The sequence below is a fragment of the Kribbella sp. NPDC003505 genome (assembly GCF_040610875.1).
Taxonomy (GTDB): Bacteria; Actinomycetota; Actinomycetes; order Propionibacteriales; family Kribbellaceae; genus Kribbella.
In genome coordinates, this window is the sequence record NZ_JBEXNA010000009.1 from 326,427 (window position 1) to 348,162 (window position 21,736).

Consider the following 21,736-nt stretch of genomic DNA (forward strand, 5'->3'; position numbering starts at 1 on the left):
GACTTACGTGTCGTGCTCGAGGAGACGGACCCGGGGAACCTTCAGGAGTTTGCGGGCCTTCGTGATCCAGTCGGAGCACAGGAACGCCGCCGCGGTCTCCGGCCAGGCGACGACCACGACCTCTTGGCAGCCCGTGGCCTTCACCATCTGCATCAGCGCGAGCAGCACTTCGCCGTGCGTGATGGAGACGTGCACCGGGTAGCCGCTGGCCGCCCGGAGCTGCCGGGAGCTGTGCTCGATCACCGAGGCGAGATCGACGGCCGGGTCCGCGAGCACCGCCGTCGGTGTTCGCCCCGGGCCCGGCGGCGCCGCCGGCGGACTGATCCGCGCCGACGGTCCGGTCGCCGAGCCGACCACCGACGCCGAGCCGGTCAGACCGGCCACGTCCGCGAACGACGAGCCCAGCAGGGCCATCGGACCGCCGAACCCGCGCTCGGGGTGGCTGGAGACGAGCAGGTGGTACTCCACGGGTTCCTCACGCTTTGCGTGCAGGGCGGCAACGCGGCGCGCGTCGCCCTCGCTCATCTCCCGCTCGATGAGCACAACCACGTCGTACGTCATGCGTGGCTCCCTTCGCGTCAATTCCGTTGTACTCCTGCACGGGACCGGGCCAAAGCACCGGCCGCGCGTCCGTCACGGAATTGTCAAACTCCTCTCAGGCTCCTCTTAGGCTCCTCCCGGGCACGCCCGGGCACGCCCGGGCGCAGGTCAGGGAGTGGCTTCGAGGCCGGCGCGGGCGCGGGAGTCGGGGGCCAGGCCGGTCAGCAGGTGCGGCGCGTCGATGAGCGACAGGCTCGCACCGTCGAGGAGACGCGGGTGCAAGGCATACACTTCCGCGCCCGCGCGCGGCGTGACGTCACCGGTCAGCACGGCCACGAAGTCGGCGCGTTTCGCGGCGTCGGAGTCCCAGCTCCGGTCCGGCTCCAGCCGCAGCGTGACCCGCCGTGCGAACGCCGCCGGCTCCTCTGCCGCGCCGCGGACGTAGCCGACGACCGAGCCGTCGGCGCACCGGACCGCGATCTCGTCGGTCCGCGCGGCCGCGTGCCAGCAGCAGATCTCCCACAGGCTGACCCGGTCGCCTGCGCCGTGGACCTCCTCCATCGTCGCCGCCATCAGCCCGAGATGGCCGCCGTACCGCGCGATGTTGTGGCCGTAGCCGGCCGCGCCGAGGTTCACGTCGTACCAGCGGAGCTCCTTGGTGTGCAGGTCGACGCCGAACGGCAGCAGGATCTTCGCCGGACCGGCCAGGTCGAACCGCTCCTCGACCGCCGCCGGGTCGAACAGCGCATTCGGCTGCCGGAGGACGCCGACGAACCCGCGCTCCAGCTCCTCGAACGGTACGTCGTTGTAGCTGAACACGACCGGCAACAGGTAGCGGCCGCCGACCCGGCGCACCGCGCGCAGGTCGATGTCGACGAACTCCGTCGAACCGTCCGGGCCGGGCGCCGACGTCAGGTCGCCGGAATGCACCAGGGCATCCTCGTCGAAGCGCAGGCGGGTGTAGTCGCACAGCCCGGCGAACGCCCACTCCTCGTCGAAGACCGCCACCGACAGGTCGAGATCGATCCGCCGGCCGCGCGGCTCGACCCAGTGCAGGAACAACCGCAGCAGCTGGTCCTGCGGGATCGGCACCGCACTGCCCCGCGTCATCCGCAGCAGGCTCGACGACGCGCTCCGCTCCGAACCGGGCGCGGCCAGCCGGGCCAGCTCCTCGTCCAGGAACGCCCGCCGCCAGCGCGGCAAACCGGCTGCCCGACGCAACATTTCGCCGGTCAGCACCGTGGACAGCTCGCCGGCGAGCGCGCTCGGCAACGGCTCCCGGTCGTCGACCGCCGTCCAGATCCGGGCCGCCCCGCCGCGGGGGAAGAACAACCGCAGCTCACCGGGCGGCGTCCGGACCTGGCCGAGGGCCGCCGTCAGAACGGCCGGCGAAACGTCCGACACCGCGGTCATGAGGGCGTCGACGAGGACCGGGTGATGCTGCTGCGGAAGGGCGCGCGCGAGGTGCAGCAGACGGCGCACCAGCTCGCCGGGACGCTGCATCAGCAGATCGAGCGCCTGCTCCGGCCGCCCTTGGGCGAGAGCACCCTCGACGCGTGCGGCGAACGTGCTCATCACGAGCCGCCGGTCCTCCACGCGCACCAACGGATGCCGGGCGGCCGCACCCGCCACCGCCCGGCCGGCTGCGGTCCCGAGATCCAGGACGGTCCGCCGCAGGACCGCGAAGGCCAGCGCGGCGACCGGGAAGCGGGTCGCGAACTCGAACGGATGCAGGTTCTCCCCGATCCGCTTCCAGGCGCGCTCGTGGCGGAGCATGTCCTCAACGAGCGTCTCGACGGGCAGCCGGTCCAGACGCTGCAGCACGAGCCGTCGAGTTGCCCGTGGCAACGACCGGCGCCGGGCCGGCGGCGTCCGCAATCCCGGGTCGGCGTCCATCAGCGCGTACACCAGTCGCAGGACGTCGGTCGCGGTGCCGGCGCGATCGATCAACGTCGGCTCGTCCGCGAGGAAGTGCGCGATGACCAGCGCCCGGGTCTCGCGGACCGGGATGTCCTCGGGGATCCAAGCCGGGCTGGCCCCGTCGAGCAGCACCAGCAGATCGGCCCGGTCCGCGGCCGACAAGGGAGCCCGTCGTGCCAGCAGGACCTCGACCGTCCGGCGCACCGAGTCGGCCGTGGCCAGGGAGAGCAGCCGCAGACGATCCGAACGGACATGCGCCGGCGGCTCCTCGGCGGGCGTCGGCTTGAGGAACGGATCGCCAGGGTCGATGCGCCGCAGGCAGAGTGGACAGGCGCTGAGGTCGGTGCCGTCCCAACAGGTGCGGCAGACCAGGTGCGCGCAGGGGGCCACCGCGTGCACGGAGGCCATGTCACCGCAGAGCACGCACGGCTGCTCCGGCTCCTGCAGCAGCTGAGCGAAGACCCGGTTCACGTAGAAGGTCTCGGTGTTGCCCGCAACGGTCTCGGGAAAGCCTCGGAACAGCGGGGTGTGGTTGACGTCGGCGCCTGACTCGGCGTCGAGCAGGTCGAGGAGCGCACTGCCGAACCCCGCCAGTGCGGGCGCCGACAGCGACGCACAGTACCGGTACAGGCCGACCGAGAGCAGGAATCCGCGCTGGATCAGGTCGGCCTGGAGCGCGGACAGGCCCGCCTGGATCGTGAGCGGCCGGCGCAGCCACTGCCAGGCGGAGCGCCGGACCGGCGGGGTGAGGGCGGTGGCGTCGACGAGCCGACGGCGGCGCAGCAGGACGGCCGCCCGCGGGTCTCCTGATGGCTCCGGCATGCGCGACTCCCCCGGTGAGCACGGTGTGTGCGGTGTGTGCGTCCGTCAGGACGGTGCCAGGGGCGGAGAGCGGACGCGCTACTTGGCCTGGTGAAGGAGAAGGAAGCACGTCCAGGAGCCGCCCCTGGCACCGAGAACGCTACCGGGCGCCACCGACAGTTTCGGCGCGCTCGCCGGGCCCACAAAGAAGAGCTCCGGTAGCAGGGTCGGGGCCGCCCCGCCCAGACCCCGCTACCGGAGATCTCCAGAGTAGAACGTTCACCCAAATCGCGCGCCACCGGGTCCCCGATTCGGCAGTGAACTGGCACTGATGCGCCGCGCCGGTCACCGACGGCAGGCGGCGTGCCACGGAACGTGAACGCCGAGACCCACGCGAAAATCACGGTAAGGTCCAATTCACGAGGCGTCGGGATGCAACTCGTGAATGACTTCTCCGGAATGTAAGAAATGCGTTAAGAAATACCGCCGGTCACCAGTCGTTGCCGCCACCGGAGAACCAGTCGTTACCCGCGCCGGAGAACCAGTCGTTACCGCCGGTGAACCAATCGTTGCCACCGTCGAACCAATCGTTGCCGCCGGTGAACCAGTCGTTGCCGGTACGGGCGGTACGGACGGAGTGCGCTGGGATCTGCATGGTTTTCGACCCTTCTCGATGCTGACCAACTGGTGGAATACCCGGGACACCGGGGTGACCTGACGTGAACAGGTCGTTACTATGAACACATAACCGCTCAGATCTACCGCTTTGTGAGGCTGATGATGATTCTGATCGGTCGGAGCAACGGGTTGCCACCCAGGCAATGGAAGCTCTGGTCGCTCCCCAGGACCGCATTGGCTTATGTGATCGCGATTGATGTGATTGCGGTGACGATTACCACACTCGCGGTCCGGAGCACGGCCGCCGGACCGAATTCCGGGGTCACGCATTCGGAGTGGGTGGCGTTCGCCGTCCTGGCGGTGGCCTCGACGCTGCACCTGGAGTGTGCCCGCGGAATCGAGCGCCGACGCGAGATGGCCGCGAACACCTCACCGCACACCAACCTGAAGTGCTTGTGGATCTTCGCGGCGCTGCTGCTGATGCCGCTGTCGCTGGTCATCCCGCTGGTGGTGCTCTCGTACACGTACTCCTGGTTCCGGGTGTACGGACGCACCGTCGCGCACCGCAAGGTCTTCTCGACGGCGACGTACATCCTGGCTAGCGCCGCGTCGGCCGCCGTGCTGCGGGCCGGCGGCCTGCTGGAGGCGCCTCGGCTGCCGACCGGATTCTGGTCGCTGCTGGTGGTGCTGGCCGCGGCCGCGACCTGGTGGCTGGTGAACTACGCGCTGGTGATCGGCGCGATCCTGCTCTCCAGTCCGGAGGCCACCGCGCGTGAGGCGCTCGGGGACCTCTCCAACCAGTTGGTCGTGTGCGCCGGTCTGGGTCTCGGAATCGCGATCGCCGCGGTCCAGACGTCGTACCCGTGGGTCGTCCCGGTGCTGATGGTGACGGTGCTGGCGCTGCACAGGGACCTGCTGCTCCCGCAGTACCAGCGGGCCGCCGGCATCGACAACAAGACCGGCCTGGCCACCTCGTCGTACTGGGCGAGCGCGGTGCCCGCGGAGCTCGCCCGTGCGGACACACTGCGCAGCACGGTCGGTCTGCTGATGCTGGACCTGGACAAGTTCAAGGAGATCAACGACACCTACGGGCACCCGGCCGGCGACGAGGCGCTGCGCGCTGCTGGTGAGGCGATCCGTGCGGAGGTGCGGAACGGCGATCTGGTCGCGCGGGTGGGTGGAGACGAGCTGGCGGTGCTGCTGCCGGGTGCGTTCGAGTCCGAGGTGCTGGAGATCGCGGAGCGGATCAGGGAACGCCTGGTGGGCCTCACGGTCGCGGTCAGCACGACGGACGGGGGCACGACGACGCTCGACGGCGTGCCGGCCTCGTTCGGCGCGGCTGTGTACCCGGAGGTCGCGAGCACGATGGACCAACTGATCCTGGCCGCCGACGACGCCCTGCTCACGGCCAAGCGGTCCGGGCGGAACCAGATCGTCGTCGCCCGCCCGAACCAGCCTGCAGACCACCCCGCTCTCGAGGCGGACAAGACTCCTGAGCAGGAGTCAGCCCCGGAGACTGATCAGCGCCTTACCCCGTAGCGTGCGGTTCTCGAGCGCCCGGTGCGCGTCGGCCACGTGGTCGAGGTCGTACACCTGGTCGATGACCGGCCGGAGATCGCCGGCCGCCGCCCGGGCGATCACGTCGGCGCCCGTGACGGCCGTCGTCGTGGAGTCGGCGCGAAGGTCCGTGATGCCCTTCACGGTGATGCCGCGACGCTCGGCCTCGGCCGGGTCGTACGCCGCGAACCCGCCGCTCGGCGCGCCGTGGGCGGAGAACCAGCCGCCGTCGGCGACCACACTGAACGCGGCCGCACCGAGCTCGCCGCCGGCGCCTTCGAACACGATGCCGGCAGCGCGTCCGTTCGTTGCCTCGAGCACTGACTTCTCCCAGCCCGGCCTGCTGTAGTCGAGCAGGATGTCGGCGCCCTGCGCCCGGCTGAGCTCCAGCTTCTCGTCGCCGCGGGCGGCCGCGACGACACGGGCTCCGGCCTGGTGCGCAAGCTGGATCAGGAGCAGACCCATACCGCCGGCGGATGCGGTGATCAGGACGTCGTGGCCCGCCATCGGCGGCGCGAGTTCCTCGAGCATGAGAGCCGTGAAGCCGTCGCCGTACACCGCGACCGCGGTCGGCAGGTCGAGCTCGGGCGGCACCTCGACCAAATCGGTCGCGGTCAGGGCGAGTTCGGCGTGCGCACCGAAGGCGACGCCGCGACCGACGACGGTCTTGCCGATCCAGTCCGCCTGCACGCCGGGACCGACCGCGCGCACCTGTCCGCCGAGATTGGAGCCCGGCACGTACGGCGTTCGTACGTCGAAGAACTCGCCGTACGTGCCCCGCCGGATCGCGGTCTCGACGAAGATCACGTCCGCGATCGCGACCTCGACGAGCACCTGCCCGGCCGCGGGCTCGGGATCCGGGACCTCACGGGTCTCGATCACGTCCGGACCGCCGAACCTGGTCACCACTGCTGCACGCATATCCACCTCTCCGGTTTGTCGTCGGGAGCTTCCGAGCGTGCAACCTCAACCAGAGTTCAGGTCAAGTCGGACTTGTCGGTGGTCCGGCGTACTGTGCAGGGCATGTTCGACGCCGTCTTCGTGCCCGCCGACCCGCCGCGCGCGGGCCGGCTGGCGTTGTACGGCGACCTGGCCGGCTCGGGCGAGACGGCTGACGGCACCGTCGACGTCGTCCTCCCCCGCGGCACCACCGTCCGCCGCAGGAGCGTCCCGGCCCGGTTGCTGTCGATGGAAGAGGTGCTGGCCCGGCTGACCGCGCCGGACTCCGACCGCGACGCGACGGGGAGCTGGGCAGCGTGGCGGGCGGCGGGGCTTGCGGGACTGGTGCTGATCGGGCGGGGGCGGTTGGTGCCGGACCACAGCCCGGAGGGGTACGGCGCGTGGCGGGTGGCACCGCTGGACCCGATCGACCGCGCCTGGTTGCGGAACCTGGGCGCCGCCATGCCGGCGTACGGTCATGCCCTGCCGATCGATGGCACCCGCCCCGTGCGGCTGCGCGAGCCGGAGCCGCTGATCCGTGCGTTCTGGGACGCGCTGGCGGACACGCTTGTCCGCACTCCCGCGGCGGCTGTCGCCACGCGCTCCGGCGCCGCGCCGTTCGCGGCTCTCGAGCCGACAGCCCTGCCCGGAGCGACGAGTTGGCTGGATGAGACCGCCCTGGCCGAAGCGGCCGGCACCCGCCTCGTCCTCCGCATCGAGCCGCCCGACTCCGCCGACGCGCTCGACTTCCGGGCGGTTCTGCAGGTGCGGAGCGGAGTCGACCCGAGCCTGCTCGTCGACGTCGCGGACCTGTGGAACGCACCCGCCGCCGTCCTCACCGCCCTCGGTGAGCGCGCCGAGACCGATCTCCTGCTCGCTCTCCGCCGCGGTGCGCGGGTCTGGCCGCCGCTCGGTTCCGCGCTGCGGGATGCCGCGCCCGAAGAGGTTCCGATCGACGACGCCGCGCTCGAGGAGCTCGCCGAAGGCAGCACGGCGCTGGAGGCCGCCGGCATCGAGGTGCTCTGGCCGACCGAGCTCTTCGCCGGCGAGCTGGCCGTCCGCGCCACTGTCGCCACGCCGACCCCCGGCGCCGTCACCGGCCCCGATTTCAGCCTGACCGAACTGGTCGCCTTCCGCTGGCGCCCCACTCTCGACGGCGAGGACCTGACCGAGGCCGAGGTCGCCGCACTCGCCGAGGCCAAGCGCCCGATGATCCGGATGCGCGGCCGCTGGATCCGGGTCGACCACGACGTCGTCCGCCGGCTCCGCAGCGGCACCGCGCGCAAGCTCACCGGCGCCGAAGCGCTCGGCGCCGCGCTCACCGGGACCATCGACGTGGACGGCGAGCTCGTCCCGTTCGACGCCGACGGGTCGCTGGCCGCGATGCTCGGCCGGCTGCGCGCGACCGAGGAGCCGGCATCGCTCGCCGAGCCCGCCGGGCTGCGCGCGACACTTCGCGACTACCAGCGCCGCGGCGTCGCCTGGATGGCGCAGCTGGCCAACCTCGGCCTCGGCGGCTGCCTCGCCGACGACATGGGCCTCGGCAAGACCATCCAGGTCATCGCGCTGCACCTGCAGCTGGCAGGACGCGGACCGACCCTGGTCGTCTGCCCGTCGACACTGCTCGGCACCTGGGAGCGCGAGTTCGAGCGGTTCGCCCCCGACGTACCCACGCGCCGCTACCACGGCTCTGGCAGAAACCTGAGCGACCTCGCCCCGGACGAGGTCGTGCTCACGACGTACGGCGTGGTGCGCCAGGACCACCGGGTGCTCGGTGAGATCGCGTGGGGCCTGGCCGTCGCCGACGAGGCACAACACGCGAAGAACCCGTTGTCCCGCACCGCCCGTGCCCTGCGAACGCTGCCGTCGGCAACCCGGATCGCGCTGACCGGGACGCCGGTGGAGAACCGGCTGTCCGAGCTGTGGTCGATCCTCGACTGGTCGGCGCCGGGCCTGCTCGGCACGCTCGACCGGTTCCGCCACGACGTCGCCGTACCGGTCGAGCGGTTCCACGACGAGGAGGCGACCGCCCGGCTCGCGCGGGTGACCCGCCCGTTCCTGCTCCGGCGGCGCAAGAGCGATCCGGGGATCGCTCCCGAGCTGCCGCAGAAGACCGAGCACGACGTCGTCGTCCCGCTGACCACCGAGCAGGCCACGCTGTACCAGGCCGTCGCGAAGGAGACGCTGGCGAAGATCGAGGAGGCGGAGGGCATCGCGCGGCGCGGGCTCGTGCTGAGTCTGCTCACGCAGCTGAAGCAGGTGTGCAACCATCCGGCGCAGTTCCTGCACGAGCCGGGCCCGCTGGAGCGCCGCTCCGGCAAGCTCGCGGCGCTGGACGAGTTGCTCGACGTGATCCTGGCCGAGGGCGAGTCAGTGCTGATCTTCAGCCAGTACGTCGAGATGTGCCGGCTGATCGAGGCGCATCTCGCGGCGCGGCAGGTCAAGACGCTGTTCCTGCACGGAGGCATCGGGGTGCGCAAGCGCGAGGAGATGGTCACGCAGTTCCAGTCCGGCGAGGCTCCGGTGTTCCTGCTGTCGCTGAAGGCCGGCGGGGTCGGGCTGACGCTGACGCGGGCCACGCATGTCGTGCACTACGACCGGTGGTGGAATCCGGCCGTCGAGGACCAGGCGACGGACCGGGCGTACCGGATCGGCCAGGACCAGCCGGTGCAGGTGCATCGCCTCGTCACCGAGAACACGCTCGAGGACCGGATCGCCACGGTGATCAACGCGAAGCGGGATCTCGCGGACGCCGTCGTCGGCTCGGGTGAGGCGTGGCTGAGCGAGCTGTCCGACGCGGAGCTGACCGAGCTGGTCGAGTTGTCGACAGGGCCGGTGCGTTCCGGGGCGGCGAGTGCCTACAACCCCTCTGCCGTTGGGAAATCCGATGCCTGACGACGAGCGGATGCCGTGGCAACGCCGCGCTCGGCAGACCGAGGGCACAGGGCAGTCGGCTGCGACGGGGCCGGCGTGGTGGCGGAGCCGCGAGGATGCGGGGTTGCCGGCTGCCAAGGGGCCGGGGAGCCGGCGGTCGTTCGGCGCGACGTGGTGGGGGCGCGCCTGGTTGGAGGCGCTGGAGCAGCGGGCCCGGCTCGATCCGGGCCGACTGTCGCGGGGCCGGTCGTATGCGCGGCGTGGCAGTGTGCTCGAGCTGACCGTCAGCGCGGGCGAGGTCGAGGCCATGGTGCAGGGCAGCCGCGTCACGCCGTACCAGGTGACCGTCCGGATCCGTGCCTTCTCCGCCGACGAGTGGGACGCCGTGCTCGGGATCGTCTCGGCGCAGATCGGGCGGGTCGCGGCGCTGCTCGACGGCGAGTTGCCGCCGGAGGTCGTGGACGACGTCCGGGCGGCCGGGCTGGATCTCCTGCCGGGCGCGGGCGAGGTCCTGACGAACTGCAGCTGCCCGGACTTCGCCGTACCGTGCAAGCATTCCGCGGCGGTCTGCTATCTGGTGGCCGATGCGCTCGACGACGACCCGTTCGCCTTGCTCCTGCTGCGCGGGCGGCGCAAGGACGAGCTGCTGGAGACGCTCCGGTCCCGTCGGGGTGGGAGCGCTGTGGTCGCGCCGCGCACTCCGCCGCCGGCCGGCATCCCTGCGATCGCTGCGTTCTCAGCCGCCGCTGGTGTGGTGCCGGTGCCCGCTCCGCCACGGCCGCTTCACGCGCCCGGCGTCCCGGTCGCGGTCAAGGTACTCGATCCGCCGAGGTCCTCCGGCGTCGACGTCCGTGATCTGGTCGCGCTGGCCACCGACGCGGCTCGTAGGGCCTGGGAGCTGGCTTCGGGCGACGCCGAGCTCGATTTGTCGTATGAGCAGGATCTCGCGCGGCGAGCCGCGGACCTTCTCGGTACGCCGGACCTCGCCGACCTCGCGCACCGCGCCGGTATCTCGGCCCGGCAACTCACCGCGTGGGCCACCGCCTGGCGCCACGCCGGCCGCGGCGGCCTGGCCGTCACCGCCGACGCCCCGCACGACGTCGACCCCGACTCCCTGACCGATGCGGTGGCTGCCCTCCCGAACGCCACCGTCGAAGCCAACCGAGTCACTGCCGGCAAACTTCAACTCCGCCTCGGCAAGGACAACCTCTGGTACCGCTTCGACAAAAGCTTCAACGACTGGACCCTGACCCGCCCACCAACACCAGACCCTCAGGACCTCGTTTAGGACCTACGTCCGCCCGATCGTCGAGTCGTGAGATTCGGTCGCGAACAGGAGCCAGGATCCACGACTCGTGGGAGCGGGTGTCGACCGATCGCCACGACTCGGCGGGGCTAGCGGGCCTCGACGAAGGCCTTGGCGAGGCGGGAGATGAGGTTGTACGGGATGGGCTTGGCAAGCGGGAACTTCAGCGTGCCCTTGCCGGAGCGGTACGGATCGAGGGCTGCGCTCAGGTCATCGTCGACCGGCGGGACCGGGTAGATCGCGATGTGCGCCTTCCAGCCGCTGAAGTAGAGCAGCGACTTGCCGTCGAAGGTGATCGTCGGGATCTGGTAGCTGATCTTCTCCCCAGCACCAGGCACCGCCGCGTGAACGGTACGCCGTACCTCCTCCAGCGCCGCCCGCACCTCGGCCGGGAACGACGCGATGTACTCGTCCACGCTCCCGAACCCCGTACCCATCCCACCATCGTGCCCCCACCCCCCGGGCGTGGCCTTGATGGGCTACGACCACAACTGGTGGGTTGATACCTGCTATTTCAGGTCTCCGGATACCAGTTCCGGTCCCGAGACACCAACCCCCGCCTCGGGAGGCTAGGTGGGGCGGCGAAGGGACGTGTTTTCTTCGAGGGCCGTGACCAGGTGGCCGGCGATCTTGGCGTGGCCGGCGACCGTGGGGTGGACGAGATCGGTGCAGTCGTCCTCGGTGATCCAGCCGGTGGAGTCGACAAAGACCAGGTCCGGGTCGTCGACCGTCTTCACCGCGGCCTGGATCGTCTCCGCGTGCTTCCCGCTGAACGGGGTGAGCGCCACGATCGTCGCCGCCGGGTACGCCGCGCGCACCCGGCGTACGTAGTCCGCGTACTCCTCGATCTCCAGCGTCGGGTCGTTCACGCCGAGGTTGACCACGATCACGTCGGACGGCTCGACCCGCTCGGCCGGCGAGCCGGCGAAGTTCCACCCGAACGAGTCGATCCCGGCCGGCACCTGGCCGTTGCCCGGCTTGCTGATCCCCTGGCTGCCGAATCCGACCTGGTACGCCGTGGCGCCGAACGCCCGCGCGGTGAGATACGCGTACGACGTCGTACCGTCGGCGCCCTCGGACTCCGGGTGCTCGCTCAGCGACCGCACGCCCTGCGTGATCGAGTCGCCGTAGAACTCCAGCCGCGGACCGCCCGGCCGGCCGCTGAGCCGCAGCCGCGACTTCACGTCCAGCACCAGGCCGGCGAACACGACCGCACACTCGAACGGCGGGTTCCACCGGTTGACGTGCTCGTTCACGTCCTTGACCACGACCTCGACCCGGTGCCGGCCGTCGGGCGCCTCGACCTCGACGACCGGCTCCTCGATCACGTGCAGCCGCGGCTCGCCGTCGTCGACCGTGATCCACAGGTGCGGTGCGACCGTCAGCCCGTCGGTGTCGAACAGCAACTGCAGCCGCTCACCGGCGTACGAGAACGAGATCCGCGATCCGGAGTTGACCGTGATCGCGACGCCGGGCTGGTGTCCCCACTGTCCCTCCAGGACGATGCGCGGATCGGACGGGGCGACGACCTCGCCTGGCTCGAACGGCACGACAAGCTCCTTCTGCTCGGTTGCGGTGCCATTCTGCCCGGCCGGTCACCAGCCTTCCTTCCGAGCCCGTGCCTCGAACAGCAGGATCCCCGCCGACAGCGCGACGTTCAGCGAGTCCGCCTGGCCGAGCATCGGGATCGACACCGCGTCGAACCCCTCGTCGTGCCACGCCCGCGACAGTCCCGACCCTTCCGAGCCGACGACGAACGCGGTCGGGCCGTCGTACCGCGGGACCCGGTAGGTGCCCGTCGCGGCCGGGTCCGCGAGGTGCACGCGGAACCGGTGGCTGCGCAGCCAGGCGGCCGCGGCCGGGATGTCGTCGAATTCGACGATCGGCGTCGAGAGGACGGTGCCGCGGCTCGCCGAGTACACGGCGGGATGGGTGGGCCGTGCGCGGCGGCTGGTGAGGACGAGGCAGTCCGCGTTGGCGGCGTCCGCCGTACGGATCAGGGTGCCGAGGTTGCCGGCGTACTCGACCCCGTCTGCGACCAGGACGAGCGATCGGCTGGTGAACCGGAGTGTCTGCGGTTGCCATTGTGGGAGCCGGGCGATCGAGATCAGGCCGTCCGAGCGGGTCTTGCGGGACAGGCGGGTGAGCAGCTTCTCCGAGATGCGGTACACCTCGGTGGCGCGCTCGGCGATCCGGTCGACATCGGTCGCCCCGGCCTCCGGGCACCAGAAGAAGGTCTCGATAGTGGCGTTCGTGGTCAGCAGGCGGTCGTGTTCCCAGGTGCCTTCGACCATGATCTGACCCGGCGAACCGTCCTTGCGCAGCGTGAGCAGGTCACGGACACGGGGGTGTTGCGCGCCGATAGAGCGGACAAAAGGGTGCACAGTCATGTGCGGGCTCCGTACGGAGAGAATCAGCAAGCGCGCCGGGGGCCCGTGGGCCCGCTCCGGCGGGGCGACACCGCGAGGGGTGCCGTGGTACTGACGCGGCCTTCCCGACCGCGTCAGCCAAGGATTCTCATCACGTATCGGATGGTAGGCAGCCGCGGATCCGCCGTCATCCGGTTTTCCACAGGCCGCTGGCGGGTGAGTTTTGGTCTGTCGGTGCGGGTGGTTAGAGTCCTTTTCTCCGATGGCCGCGCTATCACACGGGAGGGAGTGCGGATGGACGCGACGCTGCTCGACGCCGAGGCCGAGGCGGCTGTGCTGCGGGTCTACCGTCAGGTGTTCGCCGTGCTCGCCCGTGAGGCCGGCGCGATGATCGTCGACCCGGACCTGCTCGACGTGGACCAGGCGATCCTCGACGCGTTCGCCGAGGCCGGCAGCGACGGGCTGACCGTGGAGCAGGCCACCCTCGCCTGCCGGGCGTATCCGCACGACGTGATCGTCCGCCGCTTCGACCTCCTCCGGCAGTACGGCGCGATCACCAAACTCGTCGACCGGCCGAACGAGTTGCGCCACCGCGCCGCCTTCGCGCCGTACGTGATGCTGATGTTCCTGCGCCGGATGTCCGTCCAGGGCGGCCAGGCCGAGCTGCACCAGCTGCTCACCCTCGAGGCGCACAGCGTCAGCGACCCGCAGGCGACCGCGGACGACGGCCAGGCCTCCATCGGCCGGCTGACCAAGGTCTTCCGCCTGCTCGGCAACGAGCTCGCGATCCTGGTCTCGACCAGCACCACCGCCCAGCTCCGGGAGAACGCCCAGCTCGCCTGGGGCAACGAGCGGCTGATCGAGCAGGCCGAGAAGGTGCACCGGCTGGTCCTGGACCGCTGGCCGTCGCTGCACCGGGACTGCACCTCCCTGCGGATGGCCCTGGCGGCGTATGCCGACGCCGTGCAGCTCGCCGCCGGCCGCCTGGTCGAGCGAGCGGGTACGACGCGGGCGCTCGGCCTACTGCCCATCGAGACCTGGCTGACATTCACCCGCGGCAGCGAGCCCGACGCGCTGGCCGCCGTGCTCGACGGGTTGTTGTTCGACGCCGCGGCGCCGGACTTCTCCGCGCAGACGATGGTCGAGGCGGTCGAGACCGGCCGCCGCAGCGGCAGCGCGCGGATGGCGCCGCCGCGCCCGACCGGGGACGTGGACGCGCCGGAGTCCGCGGCCGCGACCGACCGCGAGGACCTCCGGGCCGAGGCAGAGCGAGTGCTCGCCGGCCGGCCGGCCGTCGACATCGTCGAGGTGATCGACGAGGCGGGCGACTGGATCACCGCCCGCCGGGTGCTCGCCGAGCTGACCGCGGCGCACCTGCACGACGAGCTCGACTACGAGCTCGTCTGGTCCGACGGCATGCGTATCGACCCCGGCGCCGGCACTCCCTGGGCCACCGAGGGCACCTTCCGCCGGGTGTCCCGTTGAGCACGGAGGCCGTCGAGCGGCGGCTGTTCAACGCGCTGTGGTGGGCGAAGGTGCAGTCGGCGGGGCCGCTCGAGGTGGATCCGGACACGCCAGCCGTCGCGGGCCTCACCCGCGCGGCGTCCCCGGACGGGTCGACCGTCTGGCTGGTGCCGACGCTGCCCTCGGGTGCGGGGCACGGTGTCCTCGAGGAGCTCGGCGCTCCCCCGGTCGCCGTCGAGCAGCCGAACGAGACGGCCCGCATCCTCGCGATCTGCGTCGCCTGCTGCTGGACCGATCGCAGCGCACCCGCGTGGCCCGGTGAGACCGGCACCCTCGCGCAGATCCGCGCCGTGTATGCCGGGATGCGCGGCCGCCCCGAGCAGTCGAGCGACCTGACCCTGATCATCGGCAGCCTCCGCCGCCTGCACGCCACCCACTGGCTGCTCTGGAACGACAAGGCCGCCGAGGTCCGCCTGGGCCCCCGCGTCATCACCTGGACCCCCGCCGACCTAGCGACCCTCCGAGACCTCTGCCGCCACCTACCAGACCCGCCACCGGCAGTCCTGTCCACCCACTCAGCCACCACACCCCCGCCCGCCGAGTCCCTCCCGGATCCCGCCCCGGCACAGACCGACGCCGGCCAGGAGCCGGAGGTGTCGGATGACTGAGCACCATGCGTTGTTCGATTCGTTGCTGCAGGATCTCAGTGATCGCTCCCGTGACGAGGTGCTCGCCGCGTTCAGCGCGGTGCAGTATGCGGCGCACCCGGTCGCCGAGGTCCAGCTCGCCGGGCTGCGCGACGTCACATTGCGCCGCCAGGTGCAGCGCATGCTGAAGCTCATCGGCCGCACCCTCGTGCACGTCGACGGCACCCATTGGACCGCCGGGTACGACGACGACATCGCGGCCAGCCTGACCGCACAGGGCTGGCAGCCGTTGTCGGTCGTCGACCGCGCGGTGCTGGTGCTCGTGCTCATCCACTCCGTCGCGATCCCGCGCAGCGAAGGCATCCTGACCGGCGACAGCTGGAAGTCCGCGCGACCGACCACGGTCGACGAGCTGCGCACCACCAGGATCAGCGGCGAGGAGCGGCGCCTCGCCCTGCAGCGGTTGCGCGCCGCGGGCCTGATCCAGCTGTCCGGCGATCACTCCGGCGGCCCGGCGTACATCCCGGGACCGCAGCTGCAGCGCCTGACACCCGCCGCCCGCCGCCGCCTCCAGGACCAGCTGATCCTGGCCGCCGCGCCGGCCAGCCCGATCGCCGAAGCCATCCGCGCCCGCAACGGCGTCCCAGCAGAAGTCAGCACTACAACGGGAGATGATGCATGAGCGAGCGCAGCGAGCTCATCATTCAACACAGCGCGCGCCGTGCCTCAGCCGCGCCCGGAGCGAAGCGAGGACGCGGATGAGCTTCGCTGCTGCTGAGGACGGGCCGTTCGACATCCTGGGGTCGAAGGTGCTGCTGGGGGTCCAGGTCGTCGACCTGTCGCGCCTGTCGACGCACCCGATCCCGATGATCGGCCGCGGCCTGATCACCGTCGCCGGTCAGGGCCCGACCGACTCCAACGGCGCCGGCAAGTCGTCGTGGATCGCCGCGCTCAGCCTGCTGCACGCCGACGACCAGTGGCGTCTCACCAGCGGTGCTCCGGGCGCGGCCGAGCTGCTGTTCACCGCCGAAGCGGCCGGCCAGGAAGGCAACTGGTCGAACGTCGACCGCGGCTACATCGTCGGCGTCTTCTCCGACCCGGACCTGACCGACCTCGACGAGATCGAGGCGGCCGCGGTCACCGTCTGGATCCGCATCAACCGCAAGGCGTCGTACATCGACCTGCGCTGGAAACAAGGCCTGCACATCCCGTACGGCGCGACCGAGGCGGAGCGTGCCGCCGGCGCCGACGCGCTGTGGGCCGCCCTCCCGCACTCGAACGGCCGCACCGACTTCCACGCCAACAAGCTCTCCCAGGTGCTGTACGGCGGACAGGTGCGCTGCGTCTCGTTCCTGTCGACGTCGGTCCGCTCCAGCCCCACGGCGAATCTGCTCGCCGAGCCGCTGAACGAGCTCGGCCCGGCCCGCATCTTCAACGCGATCGCGACGCTCACCGGGCTCGATCACGAGCTCGAGCAGGAGCAGGCGCACCGCTCGGCCGAGCACACCCAGCGCGAGGCGACCAAGCAGGCGACCGCCGACCTGCAGCGCTGGGAGCAGGAGATGGCCACCGTCGAGGCAGGCATCCTGCAGCGCGCCGCCGCTCGCGAGGCACTTGCCGCGGCGAAGGAGTCCTGGCAGGCGCGCTCGGCGCGGCACCTGATCGACGGCTCCGCCCGCAACGACGAAATCCTGCAGGAGCTGGCGGTTCTGGACGAGCGGGTCGCCGAGCAGGAGGCCCGGAAGGAAGCGGTCGACGCCGAGATCGATGCTTTCGGCAACGAGGAGGGATTGCTCCGCGATGTCCAGCTGACCCGCCAGGAGCGCGACAAGCTCGACGCCCGCGACCGAGAGCTCGACCTGGCGCAGCGATCGGTGCGGGAGCAGCTGGAGCGGCTCGGCCAGGAGCATCGGCGACTGCTGGAGGCGGGTCGTTCGGCGGACGGCCGCGACCTGGCAGCGGCCGGTGAGGAGCAGGCCGAGGCCCGCGAGATCCTCGAGGAGCACATCGGCCGCGACCACGCGGCACGCGTCGCGGTCGAGCACGCGACGGCCGACCTCCGCGAAGCCGAGAGCGGTCAGACGGTGTCGGCGCCGCAGCAACAAGTCCTGGAGAACGCCGGGATCGAGTGCGGCGCGCTGACCGACATCACCGAGCTGCCGGCGTCCGACCGCGTCGAGTGGGAGCCGCGCCTGGCGCCGTACCGGGAGGCGGTCGTCATCGACGCCGCCGACGCACAGGTCGCATCGACCGCCCTGGCCGACGCCGGGTACGCCGGATTCGTCCTGGTGCTGGCGAACCGACCTGGGGCGAAGCCGTCCGGGAAGCGCGGACCGAAGTCCGCGGACAACCGGTTCGCGCTGGACGCGTTCTTCGCCGCGATCGGCGACCGCGCGACCAAGGACCACATCGACGACGTCGCCGGTGTCGTCGCCGTCGGGCAGTTCGACGAGCCGATCACCGGCCGGACGGCGCGGATCGAGGCGGCCCGGCGCCGCGTCGAGGCCGCGGTCGAGGCCCGCGCCGCAGCATCCGCGGCGCTCGAGCAGGCCCGGGCCCGGGTCGAGCAGGCAGAGCGCCGTACGGCGGCTGCCCGCGCGCTCGCCGACGCGGAAGCGGTGCAGGAGCAGATCCTCGCGCTGCGCGAGACGGTCGACCGGCACGAGACCGATCGTGACTCGCTCGCACCGCAACTGCAGGCGGCGAAGGAGTCCGCCGAGGCCGCCGCCGGCCAGCAACTCGTCCGCGACGAGCGGCTCAAGAACCTCGAGGCGACCCGCCGCGACCAGGACCGGATCCTCGACGAGTTCACCGCCCGCCGGCTCGCGCTCCGCGAGGAGCAGACCGCGCTCGATCTCACCGCCCGGACCACGGCGTGGGGCGGGACGCCTGCCGAAGCGGAGGAGTTCCTGCTCGGGCTGCCCGACGACGCGCAACGCCGCACGACCGCCGACTGGAACCACCAAGCCTGCACGCAACTGGACGACGTCATCCGCCGCTGCTTCCCGAACGCCCGCTCCCGCGAGGAGATCCCCACCGAGCTGTGGGAGATCCTCAACGGTCCGGACGGCTGGACGAACGGCACGCTCGGCGACCGCGTCGGCCTGGTCCCGGCGCTGCACCGGACGCTGAGCAGCCATCTCGCCCAGCACGAGACGTTCGACAGCCTGCAGCAACAGCAGATCGCCAGCCAGCGCGCCGAGCGGAACGCCGCGCTCGAGCGCGCCCGCGAAGGGCTCGGCGAGGCCGAGAGCACGGCCCGCGCACACCGCGCGTCCCTCGCAGACGGCATCAAGGCGCGACTCCGCCTGGTGTCGCAGGAGTTCGACCGCCTCGACCAGCAGTACGGCGGGTACGGCGCGAAGCTCGAGTTCCCCGAGCCCGATCCGCCGGCCGAGCCGGACAAGCCGTGGCGCTGGACCGTGACGCCGAAGTGGCGCCGGTCCGAGGGCGGCCCGTTCTCCGCGTTCAACGTCAAGGGCAACACCGCCCAGATGGACGAGAAGGCGGTGAAGCTGGTGTGCGCGGCCGCGCTCGCCGGCGGTTCGGACCGGCCGCTGCTGCTGATCCTCGACGAGCTCGGCCGCAACCTCGGCTCGCAGCACCGGCGCGAGGCGGTGGCGCTGTTCGAGCAGATCGGCCGCGACCGGAACATCACCGTGATCGGCGCCCTCCAGGACGACATGGAGCGCTACGCGCTCGCCTCCTCGCGGCTGTACGTGAAGCTCCGGCGCAGCTCGGACACGATGCCGTACAACCAGGCTCCGGTGGTGAAGGGCAACGAGGACAACGCGGCCCGCGTCGAGCTGCTCCGCGAGTGGATGACGTCGTACCGCGGTTCGACGCCGACCCTCGAGCTGGCCTCGCCGACGCTCACGTAGTCCGACAATTTCCGACAGAAACAATCACCCGAGGCCTTGACCTCGGGTCGTGGGTCCGCATACTCACCAGGTGAGAGCGCTCTCTTCCTACCGCCCCAGGGAGATCCACATGCTGCCGCGACTCCGCCTGCTCACGCTGCTGCTCGGCCTCATCGCCGTGCTTCTGACACCGCTCACCGCGAGCGTGTTCGCCCCGAAGCCGCCGCCGTTGACGACACCGTGGACCAATCAGGTGTCGGTGACCGACCCACTCCCGGAGTACCCGCGGCCGCAGTTGACGCGGACCGAGTGGCAGAGCCTCAACGGCGTCTGGCAGTTCGCACCGACCAGCGATCTGGACAATCCGCCGACCGGGACGCTGCCCGAAGAGGTGCTGGTCCCCTACCCCATCGAGTCCGCGCTGTCCGGGATCCAGCGCCACGAGAACCGGATGTACTACAAACGCACCTTCACCCTCCCGGCGAGCTGGTCGGGACGCCACGTGCAACTCAACTTCGGTGCGGTGATGTGGCAGTCGAAGGTCTGGGTGAACGGCACGCTGCTCGGCACGCACGAGGGCGGGTACGACGCGTTCTCGTACGACATCACGTCGGCGTTGCGGGCCGGCAGCAACGACATCGTCGTCGGCGTCTGGGCACCGGTCGACACCGAGGACATCCCGGTCGGGAAGCAACGCGTGAACCGCGGCGGCATCTGGTACACGCCGTCGTCGGGGATCTGGCAGACCGTCTGGCTGGAGCCGACGCAATCCACCTGGATCACCCGGCTCGACACGATCCCGAACGTCGCGGCGGGCGGGCTGGATCTCACCGTGCAAGGCTCGTCGCTTGGGCAATCCGTCCACGCGCAGGTGCTGTCCGGCGGTCAAGTCGTGGGCGAGGCCGACGGCGTCAGCGGCACGCAGTTCCGGATCGCCGTACCGAACGCGCACCTGTGGTCGCCCGACGACCCGTTCCTGTACGACCTGCGCGTGACGATGGGCAACGACTCCGTCGGCGGGTACTTCGGCATGCGCTCGGTCGGCAAGGCGATGCTCGGAGGCTTCCTGCGACCGACGCTCAACGGCAAGTTCGTCTACGCGCTCGGCACCCTCGACCAGGGCTTCTGGCCGGACGGTCTCTACACCGCCCCGACCGATGAGGCGCTGCGGTTCGACCTCGAGCAGCAGAAGGCCCTCGGGTTCACCATGGTCCGCAAGCACATCAAGGTCGAGTCGGCTCGCTGGTTCTACTGGGCCGACAAGCTCGGGTTGATGGTGTGGCAGGACATGCCGTCGCTGGTCGCGGGCCGCAACGCTTCCACAACCGGCGAGGCGCGGTACGAGTCCGAGCTGCGGCGGATGGTCGACACCCACAAGCAGATCACGTCGATCGTGCAGTGGATCCCGTTCAACGAAGGCTGGGGCGAGTTCCAGGCCGGGCGGATCGCCGACCTCGTGAAGAGCCTCGACCCGAGCCGCCTGGTCAACCACAACTCCGGCTCGAACTGCTGCGACTCCGACCCGGATCCAGGCAACGGTGACGTCATCGACGACCACATGTACGTCGGGCCGGGCGTCGCGCGGGCACCGTCGACGACGCGCGTCCTGCAGCTCGGTGAGTACGGCGGGCTCGGCCTGCACGTCGCCGGGCACGAGTGGCCGAGTGGCAACAGCTTCGCGTACGAGATGCTGCCCACGAGCGACGCGCTGACGACCAGGTACGTGCAGATCACGAGCCAGCTGCCGGATCTGATCACCGGATCCGGTCTGTCCGGTTCGGTCTACACCGAGCCGACCGACGTCGAGGACGAGATCAACGGGTTCTACACCTACGACCGCCAGGTGCGGAAGATGGACTTCGCGCGGGTGCGGGCGGTGAATCAGCAGGTGCTTGCCGCCGCCAACGGCACGATGCTTCCGCTCGGCAAGCTGGTCTCCTTCCGGGTCACCACCCCGACGTACACGAACCGCTATCTCAGGCACATCGACGGCGTCGCGAACACCGAGGTGGTCGATGCCGGCAGCAACCAGACGCTCAAGCAGGACGCGACGTTCTGGGTCCGGCCCGGTCTGTCCAACAGCAGCTGCTACTCCTTCGAGTCCCGCAACTACCCCGGCCAGTACCTGCGCCAGCGCGATCTGCGGATCTACAAGGAAGCCAACCCGGTCGCAGCGGACGCGACGTTCTGCACGCGCCCCGGGCTGAGCGGCGGCGGTACATCGCTGGAGTCGGCCGCCCGGCCCGGGTACTACCTCCGGCACCGCAACTCCGAGGTCTGGCTGGACACCGACACCGGCGGCTCGTACCGCAACGACGCGACCTGGAATCTCGTCCCCGCCTGGTGGCGCAGCGGTTCGGACCTCGCGATCGGCCAGGTCCGTACGTTCCGTGTGACGACGGCCGGGTACACCGATCGCGTGCTCCGGCATCGCGACGGGCTGGCGCGGACCGACGTGATCACCGCCGGCTCGTCGCTCACGGACCGGCAGGACGCGAGCTTCGTGATCCGCGCCGGCCTGGCGGAGAGCAGTTGCTACTCGCTCGAATCGGTCAACTTCCCCGGCCAGTACCTCCGGCACAGCAACTACCGGCTGCAGAAGGCGTCGAACGACGGGACGGATACCTTCCGCAAGGACGCCACCTTCTGTGCGCAGCCTCCACGCGCGGGCGGTGCCGGCAACGTGTCGCTGCAGTCGATCAACTACCCGACGTACTACGTCCGGCACGTGAGCGAGCTGGTCTACATCGCCACCGTCGGCGGCGGGAATGCGTGGGACGGCGGCGGCTCGTACGACGCCGACACGACGTGGGCCGACCAGCCCGGACTCGGAGGCTGACC

At 70.9% G+C, this 21,736-nt stretch carries 15 protein-coding genes; 8 read left to right on the top strand and 7 right to left on the bottom strand.

Features of this window, described 5'->3' with window-relative positions:
* Nucleotides 1-3: 3 nt before the first annotated feature.
* The 3 genes from ABZX12_RS29660 to ABZX12_RS29670 all read right to left on the bottom strand — a co-directional run bounded on the left by ABZX12_RS29660 (nucleotide 4) and on the right by ABZX12_RS29670 (nucleotide 3,916).
* Complete coding sequence (locus ABZX12_RS29660) at nucleotides 4-561, bottom strand: hypothetical protein (RefSeq protein WP_355698446.1); 558 nt, start codon at nucleotides 559-561, stop codon at nucleotides 4-6.
* A gap of 147 nt (nucleotides 562-708) precedes the next feature.
* On the bottom strand, nucleotides 709-3,282 hold the full coding sequence (locus ABZX12_RS29665) for an MXAN_6230/SCO0854 family RING domain-containing protein (protein WP_355698447.1): 2,574 nt from the start codon (nucleotides 3,280-3,282) through the stop codon (nucleotides 709-711).
* A gap of 469 nt (nucleotides 3,283-3,751) precedes the next feature.
* Nucleotides 3,752-3,916, bottom strand: a complete 165-nt coding sequence (locus ABZX12_RS29670; RefSeq protein WP_355698449.1) for a DEAD/DEAH box helicase — start codon at nucleotides 3,914-3,916, stop codon at nucleotides 3,752-3,754.
* Between the two features lie 230 nt (nucleotides 3,917-4,146).
* Between ABZX12_RS29670 and ABZX12_RS29675 the strand changes: the two genes are divergently transcribed.
* Complete coding sequence (locus ABZX12_RS29675; RefSeq protein WP_355698450.1) at nucleotides 4,147-5,418, top strand: GGDEF domain-containing protein; 1,272 nt, start codon at nucleotides 4,147-4,149, stop codon at nucleotides 5,416-5,418.
* Here ABZX12_RS29675 and ABZX12_RS29680 read toward each other — a convergent pair.
* Entirely contained in the window at nucleotides 5,383-6,357 is a 975-nt protein-coding gene (locus tag ABZX12_RS29680) for a zinc-binding dehydrogenase (RefSeq protein ID WP_355698452.1), read from the bottom strand. The genes ABZX12_RS29675 and ABZX12_RS29680 overlap by 36 nt on opposite strands.
* Before the next feature lie 102 nt (nucleotides 6,358-6,459).
* On the opposite strand from ABZX12_RS29680, the gene ABZX12_RS29685 reads away from it, so the two are divergent.
* Together ABZX12_RS29685 and ABZX12_RS29690 are read left to right on the top strand one after the other, a co-directional pair.
* Nucleotides 6,460-9,270, top strand: coding sequence for a DEAD/DEAH box helicase (locus ABZX12_RS29685; protein WP_355698454.1), 2,811 nt, complete (start codon nucleotides 6,460-6,462; stop codon nucleotides 9,268-9,270).
* Nucleotides 9,263-10,537, top strand: a complete 1,275-nt coding sequence (locus ABZX12_RS29690; RefSeq protein ID WP_355698456.1) for an SWIM zinc finger family protein — start codon at nucleotides 9,263-9,265, stop codon at nucleotides 10,535-10,537. Before ABZX12_RS29685 ends, ABZX12_RS29690 begins: the two co-directional genes overlap by 8 nt.
* Before the next feature lie 107 nt (nucleotides 10,538-10,644).
* Here ABZX12_RS29690 and ABZX12_RS29695 read toward each other — a convergent pair whose 3' ends face one another.
* The 3 genes from ABZX12_RS29695 to ABZX12_RS29705 form a co-directional block, all read right to left on the bottom strand.
* Nucleotides 10,645-10,992, bottom strand: coding sequence for a DUF1801 domain-containing protein (locus ABZX12_RS29695; RefSeq protein WP_355698458.1), 348 nt, complete (start codon nucleotides 10,990-10,992; stop codon nucleotides 10,645-10,647).
* 132 nt (nucleotides 10,993-11,124) lie between these two features.
* Nucleotides 11,125-12,105, bottom strand: a complete 981-nt coding sequence (locus ABZX12_RS29700; protein WP_355698460.1) for a GDSL-type esterase/lipase family protein — start codon at nucleotides 12,103-12,105, stop codon at nucleotides 11,125-11,127.
* Nucleotides 12,106-12,150: 45 nt separating this feature from the next.
* On the bottom strand, nucleotides 12,151-12,945 hold the full coding sequence (locus ABZX12_RS29705) for an RNA methyltransferase (RefSeq protein WP_355698462.1): 795 nt from the start codon (nucleotides 12,943-12,945) through the stop codon (nucleotides 12,151-12,153).
* A gap of 273 nt (nucleotides 12,946-13,218) precedes the next feature.
* On the opposite strand from ABZX12_RS29705, the gene ABZX12_RS29710 reads away from it, so the two are divergent.
* The 5 genes from ABZX12_RS29710 (at nucleotide 13,219) to ABZX12_RS29730 (ending at nucleotide 21,734) form a co-directional block, all read left to right on the top strand.
* Nucleotides 13,219-14,409, top strand: a complete 1,191-nt coding sequence (locus ABZX12_RS29710) for a hypothetical protein (protein WP_355698464.1) — start codon at nucleotides 13,219-13,221, stop codon at nucleotides 14,407-14,409.
* The gene (locus tag ABZX12_RS29715; RefSeq protein WP_355698466.1) at nucleotides 14,406-15,056 is read left to right on the top strand and encodes a hypothetical protein; all 651 of its coding nucleotides are present in this window, start codon (nucleotides 14,406-14,408) and stop codon (nucleotides 15,054-15,056) included. The genes ABZX12_RS29710 and ABZX12_RS29715 overlap by 4 nt, the downstream gene beginning before the upstream one ends.
* Nucleotides 15,049-15,717: a hypothetical protein gene (locus ABZX12_RS29720; RefSeq protein WP_355698468.1), complete on the top strand. Its 669-nt coding sequence runs from the start codon at nucleotides 15,049-15,051 to the stop codon at nucleotides 15,715-15,717. The genes ABZX12_RS29715 and ABZX12_RS29720 overlap by 8 nt, the downstream gene beginning before the upstream one ends.
* A gap of 76 nt (nucleotides 15,718-15,793) precedes the next feature.
* Nucleotides 15,794-18,916, top strand: a complete 3,123-nt coding sequence (locus tag ABZX12_RS29725) for a chromosome segregation ATPase (protein ID WP_355698470.1) — start codon at nucleotides 15,794-15,796, stop codon at nucleotides 18,914-18,916.
* 109 nt (nucleotides 18,917-19,025) lie between these two features.
* Nucleotides 19,026-21,734 (top strand): AbfB domain-containing protein, encoded by a 2,709-nt coding sequence (locus tag ABZX12_RS29730; RefSeq protein WP_355698472.1) that lies wholly within the window; start codon nucleotides 19,026-19,028, stop codon nucleotides 21,732-21,734.
* Nucleotides 21,735-21,736 lie beyond the last annotated feature (2 nt).

Bases quoted from the DNA above. Each gene is read 5' to 3' on its own strand.
- ABZX12_RS29725 (WP_355698470.1), top strand. From the start codon at position 15,794: ATGAGCTTCGCTGCTGCTGAGGACGGGCCGTTCGACATCCTGGGGTCG.
- ABZX12_RS29730 (WP_355698472.1), top strand. From the start codon at position 19,026: ATGCTGCCGCGACTCCGCCTGCTCACGCTGCTGCTCGGCCTCATCGCC.
- ABZX12_RS29710 (WP_355698464.1), top strand. From the start codon at position 13,219: ATGGACGCGACGCTGCTCGACGCCGAGGCCGAGGCGGCTGTGCTGCGG.
- ABZX12_RS29690 (WP_355698456.1), top strand. From the start codon at position 9,263: ATGCCTGACGACGAGCGGATGCCGTGGCAACGCCGCGCTCGGCAGACC.
- ABZX12_RS29705 (WP_355698462.1), bottom strand. From the start codon at position 12,945: ATGACTGTGCACCCTTTTGTCCGCTCTATCGGCGCGCAACACCCCCGT.
- ABZX12_RS29680 (WP_355698452.1), bottom strand. From the start codon at position 6,357: ATGCGTGCAGCAGTGGTGACCAGGTTCGGCGGTCCGGACGTGATCGAG.
- ABZX12_RS29695 (WP_355698458.1), bottom strand. From the start codon at position 10,992: ATGGGTACGGGGTTCGGGAGCGTGGACGAGTACATCGCGTCGTTCCCG.
- ABZX12_RS29685 (WP_355698454.1), top strand. From the start codon at position 6,460: ATGTTCGACGCCGTCTTCGTGCCCGCCGACCCGCCGCGCGCGGGCCGG.
- ABZX12_RS29670 (WP_355698449.1), bottom strand. From the start codon at position 3,916: ATGCAGATCCCAGCGCACTCCGTCCGTACCGCCCGTACCGGCAACGAC.
- ABZX12_RS29720 (WP_355698468.1), top strand. From the start codon at position 15,049: ATGACTGAGCACCATGCGTTGTTCGATTCGTTGCTGCAGGATCTCAGT.
- ABZX12_RS29665 (WP_355698447.1), bottom strand. From the start codon at position 3,282: ATGCCGGAGCCATCAGGAGACCCGCGGGCGGCCGTCCTGCTGCGCCGC.
- ABZX12_RS29660 (WP_355698446.1), bottom strand. From the start codon at position 561: ATGACGTACGACGTGGTTGTGCTCATCGAGCGGGAGATGAGCGAGGGC.